The sequence below is a fragment of the Streptomyces sp. NPDC008086 genome, assembly GCF_042957325.1.
Lineage (GTDB): Bacteria > Actinomycetota > Actinomycetes > Streptomycetales > Streptomycetaceae > Streptomyces.
Window position 1 is genome coordinate 414,619 of the sequence record NZ_JBIBIA010000003.1, and the last position, 17,121, is coordinate 431,739.

14 protein-coding genes and 1 pseudogene are annotated in these 17,121 nt (G+C 70.9%); 8 read left to right on the forward strand and 7 right to left on the reverse strand.

Annotated elements, in window-relative coordinates; translation table 11 throughout:
• Position 1: 1 nt before the first annotated feature.
• The 4 genes from ACFZBP_RS12130 to ACFZBP_RS12145 form a co-directional block, all read right to left on the reverse strand.
• Entirely contained in the window at positions 2-904 is a 903-nt protein-coding gene (locus tag ACFZBP_RS12130) for an ABC transporter permease subunit (RefSeq protein ID WP_391412293.1), read from the reverse strand.
• Positions 901-1,812, reverse strand: coding sequence for an ABC transporter permease subunit (locus ACFZBP_RS12135; protein WP_391412295.1), 912 nt, complete (start codon positions 1,810-1,812; stop codon positions 901-903). The genes ACFZBP_RS12130 and ACFZBP_RS12135 overlap by 4 nt, the downstream gene beginning before the upstream one ends.
• 128 nt (positions 1,813-1,940) lie before the next feature.
• Positions 1,941-3,263 (reverse strand): extracellular solute-binding protein, encoded by a 1,323-nt coding sequence (locus ACFZBP_RS12140; RefSeq protein ID WP_383443114.1) that lies wholly within the window; start codon positions 3,261-3,263, stop codon positions 1,941-1,943.
• Positions 3,264-3,538: 275 nt separating this feature from the next.
• The gene (locus ACFZBP_RS12145) at positions 3,539-4,672 is read right to left on the reverse strand and encodes an ROK family protein (protein WP_383443111.1); all 1,134 of its coding nucleotides are present in this window, start codon (positions 4,670-4,672) and stop codon (positions 3,539-3,541) included.
• 340 nt (positions 4,673-5,012) lie between these two features.
• On the opposite strand from ACFZBP_RS12145, the gene ACFZBP_RS12150 reads away from it, so the two are divergent.
• The 5 genes from ACFZBP_RS12150 to ACFZBP_RS12170 all read left to right on the forward strand — a co-directional run bounded on the left by ACFZBP_RS12150 (position 5,013) and on the right by ACFZBP_RS12170 (position 11,572).
• Positions 5,013-5,891, forward strand: a complete 879-nt coding sequence (locus ACFZBP_RS12150) for an N-acetylglucosamine kinase (protein ID WP_383444088.1) — start codon at positions 5,013-5,015, stop codon at positions 5,889-5,891.
• A 189-nt stretch (positions 5,892-6,080) separates the two neighbouring features.
• Positions 6,081-8,000 (forward strand): phosphatase PAP2 family protein, encoded by a 1,920-nt coding sequence (locus ACFZBP_RS12155; RefSeq protein WP_391412298.1) that lies wholly within the window; start codon positions 6,081-6,083, stop codon positions 7,998-8,000.
• A gap of 273 nt (positions 8,001-8,273) precedes the next feature.
• Positions 8,274-9,824 carry a phospholipid carrier-dependent glycosyltransferase gene (locus ACFZBP_RS12160; protein WP_391413007.1) on the forward strand — a complete coding sequence of 517 codons (1,551 nt, stop codon included), beginning with the start codon at positions 8,274-8,276 and terminating at the stop codon, positions 9,822-9,824.
• 86 nt (positions 9,825-9,910) lie between these two features.
• A complete protein-coding gene (locus ACFZBP_RS12165; RefSeq protein WP_383444082.1) occupies positions 9,911-10,834 on the forward strand; it encodes a MurR/RpiR family transcriptional regulator in 924 nt (307 codons plus the stop codon).
• Between the two features lie 366 nt (positions 10,835-11,200).
• Positions 11,201-11,572 carry a hypothetical protein gene (locus tag ACFZBP_RS12170; protein ID WP_062720457.1) on the forward strand — a complete coding sequence of 124 codons (372 nt, stop codon included), beginning with the start codon at positions 11,201-11,203 and terminating at the stop codon, positions 11,570-11,572.
• A gap of 36 nt (positions 11,573-11,608) precedes the next feature.
• On the opposite strand, the gene ACFZBP_RS12175 is transcribed toward ACFZBP_RS12170, so the two are convergent.
• Positions 11,609-12,427, reverse strand: coding sequence for a cellulose binding domain-containing protein (locus ACFZBP_RS12175; RefSeq protein ID WP_391412301.1), 819 nt, complete (start codon positions 12,425-12,427; stop codon positions 11,609-11,611).
• Positions 12,428-12,644: 217 nt separating this feature from the next.
• Between ACFZBP_RS12175 and ACFZBP_RS12180 the strand changes: the two are divergent.
• Positions 12,645-12,972: pseudogene (locus tag ACFZBP_RS12180) on the forward strand (polysaccharide lyase family 8 super-sandwich domain-containing protein); the annotation flags it as partial.
• A gap of 87 nt (positions 12,973-13,059) precedes the next feature.
• Here ACFZBP_RS12180 and ACFZBP_RS12185 read toward each other — a convergent pair.
• A complete protein-coding gene (locus ACFZBP_RS12185) occupies positions 13,060-13,893 on the reverse strand; it encodes a hypothetical protein (RefSeq protein ID WP_391412304.1) in 834 nt (277 codons plus the stop codon).
• A gap of 388 nt (positions 13,894-14,281) precedes the next feature.
• Between ACFZBP_RS12185 and ACFZBP_RS12190 the strand changes: the two genes are divergently transcribed.
• Both ACFZBP_RS12190 and ACFZBP_RS12195 read left to right on the forward strand, forming a co-directional pair.
• On the forward strand, positions 14,282-15,094 hold the full coding sequence (locus ACFZBP_RS12190) for a TetR family transcriptional regulator (protein WP_391412306.1): 813 nt from the start codon (positions 14,282-14,284) through the stop codon (positions 15,092-15,094).
• Between the two features lie 159 nt (positions 15,095-15,253).
• A complete protein-coding gene (locus tag ACFZBP_RS12195; protein ID WP_383444079.1) occupies positions 15,254-15,676 on the forward strand; it encodes a Zn-ribbon domain-containing OB-fold protein in 423 nt (140 codons plus the stop codon).
• On the opposite strand, the gene ACFZBP_RS12200 is transcribed toward ACFZBP_RS12195, so the two are convergent.
• A complete protein-coding gene (locus ACFZBP_RS12200; protein WP_383443092.1) occupies positions 15,658-17,028 on the reverse strand; it encodes a Gfo/Idh/MocA family protein in 1,371 nt (456 codons plus the stop codon). The two genes, ACFZBP_RS12195 and ACFZBP_RS12200, sit on opposite strands and share 19 nt — an antisense overlap.
• Positions 17,029-17,121 lie beyond the last annotated feature (93 nt).

Consider the following 17,121-nt stretch of genomic DNA (forward strand, 5'->3'; position numbering starts at 1 on the left):
GTCAGTCCTTCAGTCCGGCGTTGATGTCGGCGTTCATGACGTAACGCTGGAACACCAGGAAGACGACGATCAGCGGGACCATGGAGATGACCGATCCGCCGAGCAGCACCGACCAGTTGATGTTCTGCGCGCCGACGAGGCTCTGGATGCCGATCTGCACGGTGAACTTCTCGGGGTCGTTGAGCATCAGCAGCGGCCAGATGTAGTCGTTCCACCGCCACTGGAAGGAGAGGATGGCGAGCGTCAGCATGATGGGCCGGGAGATCGGCACCATGATCCGCAGGAAGATCGACAGCTCCTTCGCCCCGTCGATGCGGGCTGCCTCGATGAGCTCGTCGGGGACCGTCAGGAAGAACTGGCGGAACATGAAGCAGCCGGTCGCGGTGAGCACGGCCGGGAGGATGATGCCGGCGAGCGAGTTGTACAGGCCGAGGTCGCGGACGACCAGGAACTGCGGGGCGAGCATGACCTCGGACGGCAGCATCGTGGTGGCCAGGATGCCGACGAAGAAGACCTTGAGCCATTTGTTGTCGTACTTGGCCAGCGCGTAGCCGGTGCAGCAGCTGACTCCCACCGTGAGGATCGTCGCGATCACACACACGATGGTCGTGTTGATGAAGTACTGGGAGAAGTTGGCGCTGTCCCACGCCGCCTTGTAGCCCGACACGGTGGGGTTGTGCGGGAACAGCGTCAGCGGAAGGGAGAACAGGTCTCCGGCCGGCTTGAAGGAGCTGAGGACGAACCACAGCACCGGCACCCCGTAGAGGGCCGCCAGGACCCACAGCAGTGTCGTCGCGGGCACCGCGCGCCGGAGCCCGCCACTGGCCGCGCCGCTGGGCCGCTTCTTGCGGGCAGCCCGTCCGGGCCGGTCGTCGACCTTGCGTGGCATGTCTGTGGTTGTCATCGGTTCTCCACCCGCCGGTTGACCATCATCTGGACGATCGCGACGACCATCAGGATGAGCATGAGCACGAACGACGCGGCGCTCGCGTAGCCGATCTGGCCCGCTTTGAATCCGGTCTGGTAGATGTACTGCACAAGCAGGTTGTTCGACGTTCCGGGTCCGCCGTTGTTGAGGGAGGCGAACAGCGGGTACTCCTTCATCGCGTGGATCGTGTTGAGCAGGATGACGATGAAGGACGTGGGCGCGATGCTCGGCAGTGTGATGCTGATGAACTGGCGCCACGGACCGGCGCCGTCGAGCGCGGCCGCCTCGTAGTACGACGTCGGTACGTTCTTGATCGCCGCGATGAACAGCAGCATGGAGAAGCCCGTCCAGGCCCAGGACGCCGCCACCACGACCACCAGCAGCGACAGGTCCGCGTTCGACTGCCACGGAACGGCGCTTCCGCCGACCTTCTCGATGAGGTAGTTGACCAGTCCGAAGTTCTCGCCGAACAGCCACCGCCACAGGACACCCACGACGATGGGCGACAGCAGCCACGGGATGAAGAAGAAGATCCGGGCCACCGAGACGCCCTTGGCGTGCTTGCTCACCAGCACGTTGGCGATGAGCAGCGAGAACACGAAGTTCAGCGGGACGAACAGCACGGTGTACAGCAGCGTCCGGGTCAGCGCGTCGAAGAAGGTGGAGTCCCCGAACAGGTTCTGGTAGTTGTCCAGTCCGACGAACTGGAACGCCCCCACACCCGTGTAGTTCGTGAAGGAGTAGACGAGCCCGATCACCGCCGGCCAGAGGAAGAACAGCGCGAAGAGCACGACGTTGGCCGCGATGAGGACGAGCGGCGCAAGGGTGTACTTACTGCGTCTCCTGGGCGGGCTCACGGACACGTCCGAGGCGCGTTTGGTCATCTTCCTGACTCCGTGCTGGTGGATTGGGTTCCTGTGGGCTCAGGGCCATGAGCCCGGCATCACGTGGGCCCGGAGGCCGGGCGGCGGGGTCGGGACACCGCCGCCCGGGCCGGCCTGTCGGCCTGCGGTCAGCCGCCGACCTGCTGGTTGTAGCCGTCGACGATGTTCTGCAGGGCCTTGTCGGCCGTCTGCTGGCCGTTGATCGCCTTGCCGAGCTCCGTCTTGGTCGGGTCCTCGGTGAGGCTCTTGCCCTTCAGCACCCAGTTCGTCTGCGCGCTGTTGAAGTAGCCGGAGATCGGGGCGTAGAGCGGGATCGACTCGTTGTAGAGCTTGAACGCCGCCTGCGCCGCCTCGGACTTGAAGGGGTACTTCGGGTTCAGACCGGTCTCGACCGGCAGGAACCCGGACGCCTCGCACAGCGCCTGGTAGTGGGCCGGCTCGTACAGCCAGGACAGGAACTTCTGCGCGGCCGCGGCCGCGTCGGCGTTGTTGTTGAAGCCGACCGTCATGCCGCCGCTGTTGACGTCACTGGCCTGCACCGGCTGGGCGGGGGTCGGGACGCTGGCCCACTCGAACTTCTTGATGCTCTCCGAGAAGGCGGCGACCTGCCACACGCCGGACCAGTAGGCGACCACGTCACCGCTCTGGAACATGGCGGACGGGTCGGCGCCGCTGGTCCACACCGACTTCGGCATGGTCTTGTCGTCGTTCCATCCGACGAAGGTGTTCACGGCCTTCTTGGTCGCCGCGTCCACCGAGAACTTGCCGGAGTCGTCGGCGTGGACGTACTTGCCGCCCATCTCGTACACCATGGCGCGCAGCCGGGACGGCGACTGGTCGAAGGTCAGGGAGTACTTGGCGCCGGTCTTCTCGCGGACCTTGTTGGCCGCCTCGATGAAGTCGGTCCAGGTCCAGGTCTTCGACGGCGAGGTCGGGAAGGAGACGCCGGCCTTCTCGAAGAGCGACTTGTTGATGAACATGCCGGACGCGGTGACGTCCGAGGGGATGGCCAGCACCTTCCCGGACGAGTCCTTGGCGACGAAGTTCTTGTTGATCTTGTTGGTCTTGTTGTTCGCGATGGAGCTGAGGTCGATCAGCTTGTTCGACCAGATCGGGTCCAGCGCCGGCACGGTCGCCACATCGGGCAGGGAGTTCGCCTGCGCGGCGTTGTGCAGCTTCGTCGTGTAGCCGTCGTAGGGGATGTTGACGAGCTTGACCTTGACGCCGGTTTCCTTCTCGTACTGCGCCACCATCTTCTTCCAGCCCGCGTCCTGCCCCGGAACGGTGGAGATCCAGAACGTCAGCGACTTGGAGGTCCCGCCGGAGTCGGATCCCGACCCGCAGGCCGAGAGCAGCAGGGCACCTGCCGTGGCCACGGCAGCGAGGGGGACCAGGCGGCCTATGCCGCCGCGGCCGAGTCGGCGGGAGCGCCGCACACCCACAGTGGTCATCTTCGATCCCATTTCGTGGTAGGGGACGGAGCACGGCGCCGACGAAGGCGGCACTGGTGCATTTTGCAGGAAAAGTCACTTTCCGGGGGCACGGCCTCGCCCGGCCGCGTCATCCACGCGGGGCGAGGCCCCCGGCCGTCCTGGCCGTCACCGCACGGGCACGCCCTCGTGCGGTTGCCGTACGTCGAGTACGGGCGGGACGCTTGCCCCAAGCCGGCGTCCCGGCCGACTTAGAAAGCGCTTGTCCGGACATTGGCAGACCGGATCCGAAACCGTCAATCCTTCATCCGCGCCGCCTCGGTCACGTTTTGGACTCCTCTGGCGACCGCGAGCCGTGCGGCACCCACGACGGTACCGAGATCACCGACCTGGCTGCTGACCACTTCGGTGGGCCAGCTCAGTCGCTCCAGCTCGGCCCGCACACCCGGCAGGAGCTGCGGAAACGCGCCGGTGCTGCCGCCCAGGACGAGCAGCCCGGGGTCCAGTACGGCGGTCACGGCGGCGGCCAGCCGGCCCACGTCCACGGCGTGCCGGTCGACGATCGCACGGGCCGCGGCGCTGCCCTCTGCGGCCAGCGAGAACAGCCGGTCGGCCGTGCCGGGGCACGAACCGTCGGAGGCCGGCCAGACTTCTGCGGCCCGGCGCAGCAGGGAGCGGGCGCCGATGTACTCCTCCAGTGCCTCGTGGCGGGGCTCCAGGTCGTCGTCCCAGGGGTAGGGCAGCCGGGCGAGCTCTCCGGCCGCCCCGTTGGCCCCGGCCAGCACCTGGCCGCCCACGACGATGCCCAGACCGATACCGACGCCGATCCGCAGATAGCCGAAGGTGTGCCGACCGCGTGCCGCGCCCTCGTGCAGCTCGGCGAGCGCGGCGCAGTTGACGTTGTTCTCGAGGTGGACGGGGACGCCTGTCGGCAGCGCGACGGTCACCGCGTCGAAGACGGGGCCGGCCTTGGCGGTCGCCGGGCGCATGCCGGAGCCCTCCTCGGCGCGGGCGGTGACGTCACCGACGGCCACGACGATGCTGCGGAGCGGGGCGTCGGCGGGCAGCGCGCCGAGCGCCTCGCGCACCACGTCGGCCGCCTCGGCCCGGGGTCCGGTGGCCTCGGCGAGCAGGGTGCCGTCCAGGCCGCAGCCGCGGACCCGGGTGAGCGCGGGGCCGAGGTCGACGGCGAGGACCGCGCCGGCGGCCGGGCCGAGGCGGTATACGGCCGCGTTGCGGCCCGTGCCACTGGAGGCGGTGCCGGAGTGGGCGGCCAGACGGACGCCCTCCAGTTCGGCGACGGCGGCGGAGACCGTCGGTTTGGACAGCCGCGCAAGGCTGGCGAGCTGCGGCCTGGTCGCCGTGCCGGCCTGGGCCAGCACGGCGAATACGTGGCTCGCGCTCTCGGTCAGACGGGGGGCTCTTACCACGTCGTTCTCCACAGTTCCCCCAGATGACAGGCTGCTCTCCCGGGCCGATCGGCTCGGCGGGAGGCGGCGATGGGTTGCCCTGGCGGCGCGCGTTTCCGCACCGGGCGAAAGGCCCGGGAAGCCGACTGCGCGACGCCTATTGACACGCACTGTACTTCGTTAGTTAACTTCCTAACGAACGTCACGGTACTCGCCTGCCGTGGTCCGTCCAGAGGCCCGTCCCGGGGCTTCCCTAGCTCTTGAACTGTCTTGCCCACCGGCACGGTTCGCCCGCCGTCGCAGCACACAGCGCATCGACGAAAGAGAATCCGTGCAGGTCACCCCTTTGTCCAGCCCTCTGATGGTCGGCATCGACGTCGGCGGCACCAAGACGCACCTACGCGCCCGCGCGGGGGACGTCCTGGTCGCCGATCACGTCCGTGCGAGCAGCGGCTGGCGGCCGCACGACCCGGTGGCCGCCGCCGGCTGGCTGGCCGCACTGGTCGCCGACGCCCTGCCGGGGGGCGTACGTCCGTCCGCGCTCGCCGTGGGCGGGCACGCGTGCGAGACGCCTCGCCAGTGCACCCAGATCCGCACCGCGCTCCAACTCCACTTCGACGCGCCCGCGTCCGTGGTGGGGGACGCCGAACTCCTCGTTCCGGCCGCCGGGTTGGACAAGGGGGTCGGCCTGGTCGCCGGCACCGGGTCCGTCGCGGTCGGCCGGCTGGCCGACGGCACGGCCGTCCAGGTCGGTGGCTGGGGCGCGGTCCTCGGCGACGAGGGCGGCTCGGCCGGTCTCGTGCGCGAGGCGGCACGGGCCGTATGGGCGGCGCACGACCTCGGCGAGGAGCCCGACGCACTGGCGCACGGGCTCCTCGACGCGTTCGGTGTCGCCGAAGTGCCCGGCCTGGGTGCGGCGTTGGAGGGCGCCCAGAGCGCCTCGGCGGAGTGGGGGCGGCACGCGCCGGTGGTGTTCGCGGCCGCCGAGGCCGGTTCGCCGCTCGCCCGTGCCGTGATCGACGAGGGCGGCCGGTCGCTGGCCGCGCTGGTCGGGCAACTCGCCTCGCGCGGGGTCCCGGTGGACGACATCGTCGTCGCCGGAAGCACGATTCTCGCCCAGCCCGTCCTGTACGACGCGTTCGTCTCCGCTCTGGCCGACCGTGTGCCGGGGGCCCGGCCGCAGCACCTTCTGGTGCCGCCGGTCGACGGAGCCCTGGCGCTCGCCCGTTCACTTGTGTGACACCTGCCGGACGCCGGACGATCCCGAGTTCGACACAACTCGCCCGTAGATCTTCGCTCGTAAGACTCGATCCCTTGCACCTCATGCACCGCGGGTGCGTCTCATGGGCGTCTCGTACGCCTGACGGTCGAGTCGATCATTTCGATCTCCTTCCCGGCCGTACGGCCGAAGAACTCGAGAGAGGCACACATGCCGTCATCCGCCGGCCCCGCCACCCCGTCCCTGAACAGAAGGCGCTTTCTGACGGCCTCCGTCGGCGGCGGGGCGGCACTGGTGGCCGTTCCCGCCCTCGCCGGCTGGCTGCCCGCCGCGGACGCCAAGGCGGCCGTCGGCGCCGCCGCGTTCGTCGACGACTACAAGACGAACGTCGTCGCGAACCAGACGCCCGAGACCAACGCGGTCGTCCGGATCCTCGGCGGTTTCGCGAAGGTGTGGAAGACCGGTGGCGCCTGGAACACCGGCACTCCGCTCGCGCCCGAGGTGCTGCGCGCCAACATGCGCTACTGCGCCCGGATCACCGCCGTGCGCACGGACGCCCAGGCGAAGGAATCGTTCATCATCGACCGTCAGCACCAGAGCTACTCGGTGATCGCCGGGCTCGGTCCGCTGGCCGACCTCTACAAGTCGGGCGCCAAGGCGGTCACCTCGATCACCAGCGCGCCCGACGGCACCCCCGCCGGGAAGATCAGCGACACCCTGCCGGCCGACGCGCCCGCGGGTTCCGCGATCGGCGCCGGCTCGTACGACTCCGACCTCGGCCAGGTGGCCCGTCTGGTCGACACCGTGCGGGGCCCGTTCGCGTCCGGCAACCCGGCCAAGTTCGCCTTCCAGTACCCGCGTCCGTGGCGGATGAACGAGGACAGCGAGGTCGTCGACACCGGCCGGAAGGACGAGTTCGGCTTCCCCGTCTACGACTCGAAGGTGATCGTCGCCCCGCAGCTGCTGCGTCAGCGCGGCGAGAACGCGGCCGAGGACGGCGGCTTCCCCAGCGGCCACACCAACGCGCTGCACCTGGCGGCCCTGGCGTACGCCTACGCCGTACCGGAGCGCTTCCAGGAGCTGGTGACCCGCGCCTTCGAGCTCAGTCACACCCGCATCGTGGCGGGCATGCACTCCACGGTCGACGTCCTCGGCGGCCGCATCATGGCCACCGCCCTGGCCGCCGCCGCGCTCGCCGACCCGGCCAACGCGGAACTCAAGGCCGCCGCCCGGGCGCAGGCGCTCGCCTACTTCGAGGAGCGGACCGGCACGACGGCCGACACGCTGTACGCCTACGCCCACTCGGCCGACGCCGACAGCGACCCGTACGCCGACCGCGACGCCAACGCCCGCACCGTCAAGCCCAAGCTGACGTATGTGCTGACCCGGCGCGGCCGTGACGAGGCCCTGACCGTGCCGAAGGGCGCCGAGGTGCTGCTGGAGACGCGCCAGCCGTATCTGAGCGCGGCCCAGCGCCGCGAGGTGCTGCGCACGACGGCGCTGCCCGCCGGGTACGTCCTGCTGGACGGCTTCGAGCAGTGGGGGCGGCTCGACCTGTTCACGGCGGCGGACGGTTACGGCGCCTTCGACTCCGACGTGACCGTCACGCTCGACGCGGCGGCCGGGGGGTTCGGCGCGGCCGACGTGTGGCGCAACGACATCCGTGGCGAGGGCGGCCTGACCAAACGCGGCACCGGCACGCTCACGCTGACGGGGCACAACCGGTACCACGGCGGCACGGTCGTCGAGGCGGGCACCCTGGTCGCCGGGTCCGCCAACGCGCTCGGGCAGGGTGACGTGCGGGTCAAGGGCGGTGTGGTCCGCGCGGACAAGGTGCTGCGGGTGCGCGGCTCGTTCGTCCAAGAGGGCGAGACGGCCCTGGAGTTGCCGCTGCGCAAGAACCACGGTCCGGCGCTCGAGGTGTCCGGCCGGGTGGTACTGGGCCGGGGCAGCGTGCTGTCGCTGCGTCTCGACGCCGAGCGGCCGCCGGTCGCGGGGACGACCGTTCCCGTAATCGAGGCGCAGCGGCTGCGTGGTCAGTTCGACCGGATCGAGGTGAACTCGGACAAGCTGCGAGCCGTACCCGTCTACACGGCAGACGGTCTGTCGGTACGACTCCTGAGGCGGTAACGCCGTCCCCGGCGGGGGCTGGTGCAGAGTAGGCCCATGGGCCGGCTCCGGATCAGCTCCCGCCGCCGCGGGGCCGACGGCGCCGCGGAGCGGATGATGGCGCTCGAACGGCACTCGGCCATGGCCCCTGAACTGCGGTCGGCCCCGGCGTCGCGGGCGGTCCCGGACGCGCCCGACGCACCCCACGCACCCGGCACGCCCGACGCGCAGCCCTCGGGTGCGGCCCGGAGGCGCTGGCTGGTGCCGCTTCTCGTGGTCGTGCTGCTGGGCCAGATGGCCGTCGCGATGGTGACGACCGCCGTGCACCAGACGCCGACGATCGACGAACCCGTGTACGTCGGCGCGGCGGCCGAGTACCTGTACGAGCACCGTCTGGTCCACAACCCCGAGCATCCGCCACTGGGCAAGCTGGTCGTCGGGACCGGTGTGGCGCTGGCCGATCCGCAGGTCGATCACTCCTTCATCGGCGATCAGGGCCGACTCGGCCGGCATCTGCTGTACGAGTCCGGGAACGACCCATGGCGGCTGATGCTGTTCGCCCGGCTCCCCGTGATCGTCCTGACTCTCTTGTTCGGATTGATCGTTTTCGCTTTCGCCCGTGAACTGGCCGGTGCGGTGGGCGGGTTGGCGGCGCTCAGTCTGTACGCCTTCTCCCCCGACGTCATCGCCCATGGCTCGCTGGCCACTTTGGACGTTCCGGCGGCGGGGTTCGTGCTGGCTTCGGTCTGGCTGCTGTGGCGGGCCCGGCACCGGCCGCGGTGGTGCGTATCCCTCGCCGGAGCGGCGCTCGGCGCGGCTCTGGCGACGAAGATGAGCGCGTTGGCCGCGGTCCCGGTGGTGGCGGCCCTGGCGGCCTGGTCGGTGTGGTGCGCGAGGGCGCCCTCCGAGACCCGCCGCAGGACCGTCGTCCGGGCGGTCGCGGGCGCCTGCGTCGTCGTGCTGGTCGCCATCGGCGTCGTATGGGCCACGTACCTGGTGGTCGACCCTCGGCTGCGGTGGGCGCCGCAGCAGCATGTGCCGGTCGTGCACGGGCTGCGGGGACTCGTGGTGGAGCTGCTGCCGTTCCCGGAGGCGTACCGGGACGGGATGCGGATCCAGTTCGGCTTCGAGAACCACCCGTGGCAGGGCTTCCTGTTCGGCCGGCTCTACACGGGCTCGCTCTGGTACTACCTGCCGGCCGCGCTGCTGGTGAAGACACCGCTGGGCATGCTCGTCCTGTGGGCGGCGGGCGCGGTGGCGCTGGTGGCCGTGCGGCGGCTGCGGCCGGCGGCGCCCTATCTGCTGGTGCCGACCGCCGTGCTGCTCGCCTCGGCCATGCTCGGGTCGCGGGACTTCGGCACGCGGTACGCCGTCTTCGTGCCGATGTTCCTGACGGTGGCCGCGGGGTGCGTGGTCGCGGTTCGGTGGCGGTGGGCGCGGGTCGCGGTGGGGGCGCTGGTGCTGTTCGTCGCGGTCAGTTCGCTGTGGACGTATCCGTACTACCTGCCGTACTCCAACGAGGCGTTCGGCGGTCCGGCGAAGACGCGGCTGAGGCTGCACGACTCGAACGTGGACTGGGGTCAGGACCTGGGCCGGCTCGCGGACCGGCTGCGCGAGCGGTATCCGGGCGAGCGGATCTGGCTCGTCTACAAGGGCAGCGGTGTGCCGTCCTTCTACGGCATCCGCGCCGCCGATCCACGCCGGGTGCCCGCGCGTGAAGTGCGCGGACTGCTCGTCGTGTCGGACTCCGCGGCGGCCAAGGCGACCGGCCGGCTGGCCGAATTGATCGAGAGCGGTCGTCCGATCGATACGGTCGGCCATTCGATCACGATCTATCGGCGGTGAGCGCACCGCTCGCGACTCTCGCACCAGCCCTGGCCAGCACGGTGTGTGGGCTATGTTGAAGCACTGTGGAAGACAAAGGAGGCGCCCTGCCATCGCCGCAGCAGGCGCGCGCGCAGGCATCCGCGATCACTTCGGGCAAGACCGCTCCGGAAGCGGAGGCGTCCCCGACTTCCCAGCTCAGGACACTCTTCGACCAGCCCCGGCTGTCCCCCGGACAGCGGCGTATCGCGCAGTACCTGATCGAGCACATCACCGAAGCGGCGTTCCTTTCGATCACCGATCTCGCGGAGCGGGTCGGCGTCAGCCAGCCCTCGGTGACGCGTTTCGCCGGGGCGGTGGGCTTCAGCGGTTACCCGGCGCTACGGGAGAAGCTCCAGGCGATCGCCCTGGGCAGCCTCGCCGGGGGTCCCGCGGCGGCGGAGGAGAACGGCGCCAACGAACTCCAGTCCGCCGTGGACGCCGAGATCGAGAACCTGGAGAACCTGCGGCGCGACTTCGCCGACCCCGACCAGGTGATCGACATCGGCCGCAAGCTGTCGCGGTCGACCCCGCTGACCATCCTCGGGCTGCGCATCTCGGCCTCTCTCGCCGAGTACTTCGCCTACGCGGCACGCCGGATCCACCCCGATGTGCGGCTGGTGACGCGCGGCGGCAGCGTCGCCTACGACGCGCTGCTCCAGTCGCGCGAGGCCGGCGGCACCTGGGTGCTGGCGTTCTCGATGCCCCGGCACGCGCAGGAGACGCTCACCGCCGTGCGGGTCGCGCGCAGTGCCGGTCTGAAGGTCGCCCTGGTCACCGACCTGGCGCTCGGGCCGGTGGCCGACACCGCCGACGTCGTCTTCGCCACCGGCACCGGCTCCCGGCTGGTCTTCGACTCCTACGCCGCGCCCGGCGTGATGGCCGCCGCGCTGCTCCAGGCCATGACCGACGCCGACCCGGAGCGCACCCAGGCCCGGCTCGAGGACTACGAGCACATCTCCGACCAGCACCAGTTCTTCCTGCGGGACTGATCCCGCAGGAACCGGCTGCCGAACCGCCACAGGACGGTGCCTTTCCATTCAAATCACGCATGAATGTTTTCATGCGCCTTGAAAACCAGACGGCATATATAAATACTTCACACGCACCATCCGCCCGCCGAAAGCAGCCGGTCCGCTCATGCGCACCTCACCCCATCCGTCGTGCGCATGCCGGCTGCCCCGGCGGGCTCCTCAACGAACAGCGGTGGCCGCCGTCTCCTACCCGCGTCGGCGCTCGCGCTGTTCGGTCGGGCATCGCCTGAGCGAGCGCCCGTGGCGGCGGTCCCGGTCATCCCCTAGGCCGGGACCGCCCCGACCCCGCCGGACACCCCGGCCGACGCCGCACACCCGGAAGCGATGACCATGACCCTGACGACGACGCGCATCAGCCCGGACTGGCCGTGCCAGGTCAAGACCCCCGGCTCCTACGACTGGGAACGTTCGGCGGCCAAGTGGCTGCGTGAGCTGGTGCCGGCCCGCTACGCCAGCTACCCGGCGCTGATCCGGCACCCCGTCCTGCTCGCCCGCCATGCGCAGATCCAGGTCCAGAACGAGATCCGGGTCGCGCGTACCGCGCTGCAGACCGCGCGGGCCGATCTGCCGGCCCTCGGCATGCCGGAGTCGGTCATCGAGCTCACCATCAAGATGTACGCGGCGGAGGTCATGCAGCTGCAGCACATCGCCCGCAGTGTGCGCGCGGTGTCCCAGGCGCTGGTCGACCGGCGCTGACGGGCCGTCATCGGGCGGCACCCTGCGGGCCGGGCGTCAGGACGCGCCGGCCGTCGCCGCGCAGGTGACCTCCGCCGAGGGGGCACCGGACTCCGAGGTGGCGGCGATGAACCCGAACGTGACGCTCGCGCCGGGCGCCAGCCTCCCGTTCCACGAGGCGTTGGCGACGGTGGCGGTGCCGTCCCCGGTCGTGGTGAGGGTGCCGTCCCAGACCTGGGTGAGGCGGGCGCCGCCGTCCGGTACGACCGTCGCGGTCCAGCCGGAGACGGAGGCGGCGGGCGCGTTGGTGACGGTCACCTCGCCCTGGTAGCCGCCCTGCCAGCTGTTGACGGTCCGGAAGGACGCCGTGCAGGCGGAGGAACCCCCTGGGTCACCGGAGTCGCCGGGGTCACCCGAGCCGTCGGCACCGGGACCGCCACCGGGTGCGTTCGGGGCCGGCTCGGCCGATGCCGAGGCGCTCGCGGCCGGGTCCGGATCCTGCGCCCCGGCCGCCGTGTCGTCACCACGGCCGGAGAGCAGGAGGGCCCCGCCGAAGCCGACGACCGCCGCCGCGGTGACGGCGACCGCGACGGCTGCCCGGCGGAATCCGGGGCCGCCGGACGCGGCCGGGCGGGGGCGGGCGCCGCTGCCGAGCGGCGCGATCCTCGTCTCCTCGGCGACGGGCGGGAGTTCCTGTGTCGCGTCCTCGGTTCCGGGCAGGGACGGGGGCACGGCCACGGCCTCGTAGCCGTTCCGGTCCCGCTCCATCTCCTTGAAGAGTTCCGCGAGTGCGTCGGTGCGGCGCGGGCGCAGGACGCGGATCGGTTCCAGGGCCGGGCCTTCGTCGGACTGCTCGGGGTCGGGCCGTGTGGGCACGCCGCTCTCCTTCCGTCCCGTCTTCACGGGATTCACCATTCCCCGGGAAGTGATACGGGGTTGCGGTCCCGCCGGTTCAGCGAAGCACTCCGGTCCCCACGCCGACTCGCCCTCCCGAAGTGATCGATACGATCACTTCGGTATCAGCTGTTGATCGTTTGAGCGTTCTCCTGCTAAAAGCGCCGTCACGGGAGAACGCACGCTGGCGCGGCCCCGATCGGTGGCCGACCGGCGGATCACGTACTACGAGACCGGCAACGGCCAGTACAGCGACGCCTTCTGGCCCACCGTCGACCCGTACCGGCTGCCCGACACGACCGCCTCGCGCAAGCCGCTCGCGGACGCGGCCGGCAGCGACTGGCGTGCCTCCCTGCCGGACGTGAACTGAGTGGGCGGGGCCACGGACGGCCGGCGGGCGGCGATCGGGCAGTACCTCAAGGGTCTGCTAGTGCATCGACGGCACGGCGGTGGAGACGACGGTCGAGAACCGCAACCTCGGCCCGACGGGCGGCGCCCCCTTCGTCGTCGACGGCACCACCAGGCCTGCGATCTGAGCGCGACGAAGGGCGCCACACAGAAGATCACCGTACGGCTGGGGTGAGCGCGCGGCCGCCGCCGTCGGCTCCGGCCGGTCAGGCCTCGACGGCCAGGAAACGGTGCAGGGAGGCCTTCATCGCGGCGACGAAGGCGTCCCTGTCCGGGGCGTCCAGGGCGTCGAGCGACAGATACGGGTTGAGGTCCTCCAACTCGACCAGCAGCAGCTCACCGCCCGGCGCCCGGCAGGCGTCGACGCGCTGGACGCCGTACCCGAGGCCGTTCCACTCCACGAAGCGCCGGGCGAACTCCAGGTCGCCGTCGGTGGGTTCGTACGGCTCCAGCTGCCAGCGCCGGTCGGTGTGGGGCGCGTACAGGGCGTACTGGAAGTCGTGGTCGACGAAGTAGAAGGAGACCTCGTAGGCGAAGTCGACGCGGGGCTGGATCAGGACGTCCCCGTCGGCCTGCTCGCGCACCCCGTCCGCCGGGACGATCCGCAGCCCTATGGAGTCGGCGCCGATCCTGGGCTTGACGACGTACCGGTCGGCCTCGGGCAGGAGGTGCAGGTCGTCGGCGCTGTCCACGGTGGGGATGACCGGGTATCCGGCCGTGGTCAGGTCGAGCAGGTACTGCTTGCCCGCCATGTCGGCCTTGCCGGTGAGGGGGTTGTAGACGCGCGTCCCGGCGGCGAGCGCACGGCGGCGAAAGTCGTCGTAGGCGTCCTGGTGGTCCAGCACGGGACCGCTGTTGCGGACGACGACCGCGTCGAAGGCGGCCATGAGCGCGGCCGCGTCCCGAGGGTGGCACAGGGCGAGGTCGAAGTCGTCGCGCAGGCGGGAGGTGAGGAGGATGTCCTCGTCGCAGTAGCGCCGCCCGCGCGCCGGGTAGGCCAGGTCGGTGACGTACAGGACGCGGGGTCGGGCGGGCGGCATGCGGGGCTCCTCGGCTGCGGCGGCAGCCGATCGTATGCGGACCGCCACTCACCGAACAAATGTCGGGTAGACCGAGGTCACAGCCCCGCCGACCACAGCTCCCGCCTGCCGATCCCCTCCAACCCACGGCGCACGGTACGGCCGGGGACCGGCTCGACGGGCGCGTACGACGGCACGGCGAGGACGCGGCAGTACGCCGCCTCGGCCGCCGCGACACGCGTGGGCGGGTCTTGAGTACGGCGTCCATGACTAGGCCGCCATCCGCCGCGCCGACGCCCGACCCATCGCACCGCACATCACCGCGCATCACCGCACCAGACAGCACTCAGTACCCCCTGAGCAGCGCACTGAGTGCCATCGCCCTCGCCCTGGTGCTACGTTCCCGTTCATGAGCTCCAGCAGTGCGACGCCCGGTCGCGGCGAGAAGGCGGAAGCCGTGGCGGCGAAGCCCCCCATGCGGGAGGCGCTGGTCGCGGCGGCCTTCCAGTTGTTCCTGGAGCGGGGCTACGAGCAGACGACGGTCGACGACATCGTGGCGCTCGCCGGTGTCGGACGGCGCTCCTTCTTCCGCTACTTCCCGTCCAAGGAGGACGTGGTCTTCCCGGACCACGAGCGATGCCTGGCCGACATGACGGCGTTCCTCGCCGCGAGCGGCGAGGAGGGGCAGGAGCCAGGACGGGGACAGGGACAAGGACGGGGGCAGGAACAGGAGCACGAGCCGGTGCGCCGGGTGTGCGACGCGGCCCGCCTGGTGCTGCGCATGTACGCGGAGAACCCGACCTTCTCGGTGCAACGCTACCGGCTCACCAAGCAGGTGCCGGGCCTGCGCGCCTACGAGCTGTCGGTCGTGTGGCGCTACGAGCGCGCCCTCGCCGAGTACCTGCGCAGGCGCTTCCGCGGCCGGCGCGACGGGACCCTCCAGGCCGACGTGATCGCCGCCGCCGTGGTCGCGGCGCACAACAACGCGCTGCGTTCCTGGCTGCGCTCGGACGGCCAGGGCGATGCGAGCGCCGAGGTGGACCACGCCCTCGGCTATGTGCAGTCCGCCTTCGGCGCCGCCCCTGCCCCGCCTCCCACGGGGGAGCCCGTCGGCGGACCCACCGACGAGCGGTCCGAGGACGTGGTGGTCGTGGTGTCCCGCCGCGGCGCACCGCTGTGGCGGGTCGTGCAGGAGATCGAGACGACACTCGGACGCGACTGAATCCGCACTCCTCTCATATTCAGGGTACGCAGTGCCTTTACGAGTGGCACTGAGTGCCATACGCTGAGGCCGTGCACGGTGGCACGGCGAACCGGGCACGTCCGTGCACGGGTGACCCGCGCACGTGGGATTCCGGCCCAGCGCAGGGAGTTGACCAGCGTGTACCACCACTCAGGAAGCGTTGCTCGTCAGACCGCCGGTTCCGCGGTCGGCGTCCTCGACCCCGCGGCGTCCGCGGCCGCCGACCGGGAGGCCATCCATTTCCAGCGGTGCACGTGGTGCGGCACCGCCATGTACCACCGGCTGCTGTGTCCGGTCTGTCAGGGCAGTGAGCTGCGGACGGAGCGCAGCGAGGGTGTGGGCACCGTCCGGCACTCCACGACCGTGCACCGCAACACCCCCGCCGCCCGCAATGTGTCCCTCGTCGAGATGGCCGAGGGCTTCGTCGTACGCGGCCGGGTCATGGGCCCGCCCATCGGCATCCACAGCGGTGACCGGGTCCGGCTGTCCACGGCCAAGGACCCGGTCCGCGGCGAGCCGGTGTTCCAGTTGGTGGACGAGCCCTACCGCGCCTGGACCTGAGCCAGCCCGGGGATCAGTTCCCTCACGCCGACGGGCCGGCCCGTCTCGAAGCACTCGTTGGCGGCGAGCCCGACCGCCAGGGCCAGCGCGCCGTCGCGTTCGGTGGCCGTGGGATGGGCGGCCGTACGGGCTGCCGTCCCCGCGTCGGTCGGCGGCGCGGGATCGACGGGGCCGAACAGGGCGTCCAGCATGCGCGGGTCTCCCCCGCCGTGGGCCTCGTGGGCGGTCACGAGCGGAACCTCCACGGGGGGTCGCCACAGTGCGCGCAGGGTGAGCCGTGCGCCGCCCGCGTGTTCCGCGGCCGTGTCCCCGTGCAACGCCCCGCTGTTCGACGCGATCCGGGCCCGGGGAGGCTGCCAGCGGCTTTCCTCGACCTCGAGTTCCAGGCGTCCGGCGCTGCCGTTGAACATGACCCGGTAGCCCTCCCACGGTGAGTACGCGGTGAGGTGGTACGTCATGGTCGCGCCCCGCGCGTAGCGCACCAGGACGGCCATGTCGTCCTCGATGGTGACGGGCCCGTCGAAGACGTTGCGGTCGCGGACGTACCCGTTGTCCGGTTCGGCGTCGAGGTAGAGGGCCCGCAGGGTGTCGTCGGCGGCCAGGTCCAGGGCGAAGGGGTCGTCGGCGGCCGCGTCGGCGCCGTGGGCGCGGTCGTAGTCCCGGCGCAGCCCGTGGCGTTCGCCCGCCGCACGGCCGTAGAAGCCGAGCCGTCCGTAGCCGAAGACGTCCCTCGGCTCATCGGCGAGCCACCAGTTGACCAGGTCGAAGTGGTGGCCCGACTTGTGCACCATGAGGCCGCCGCTGCGGTCCTTCTCGCGGTGCCAGCGGCGGAAGTAGTCGGCGCCGTGGCGTACGTCGAGCAGCCACTCGAAGTGGACGGAGAGGATCTCGCCGATCGCGCCGTCGGCGAGCAGCGCGCGGACCGTCTCGTGCACGGGGTTGAAGCGGTAGTTGAAGGCGACGGTGAGGGAGTTGCCGGTGGCGCGGACGGTGTCGAGGATGCGGGTGCAGCGGTCCGCGTCGACGGTCATCGGCTTCTCCGTGACCACCCGGCAGCCCGCTTTCAGGGCGGGGACTATGTAGCGGTCGTGCTCGGCGTCGACGGTGGTGACGACGACCTCGTCGATGTCCTCCTTGGCGAGCATCTCGGTGAAGCGGTCCGGTTCCCACTGCGTGGCGGTGGGTTCGCCGCGGTCGGCCAGCAGCCGGTTGTGGAAGGCCATGCGGGCGGGGCTGGGGTCGCAGAGGGCTGCGACGCGGTGGCCGGGGCGTTCGGCGAGGGCCCGGGTGAAGGTCTGGGCGCGGTGGCCCGTGCCGACAACGGCGGCGCGGTGCTGGGGAGTTCGGCTCATTGTGGTGGCCTTTCCCGTCGTACGCCCGCCCAGTCCTGCGCGCGCCGGGTGGACCTGACTCTTCCCTCCTTGCACAGGCAACGCACAGGTCCC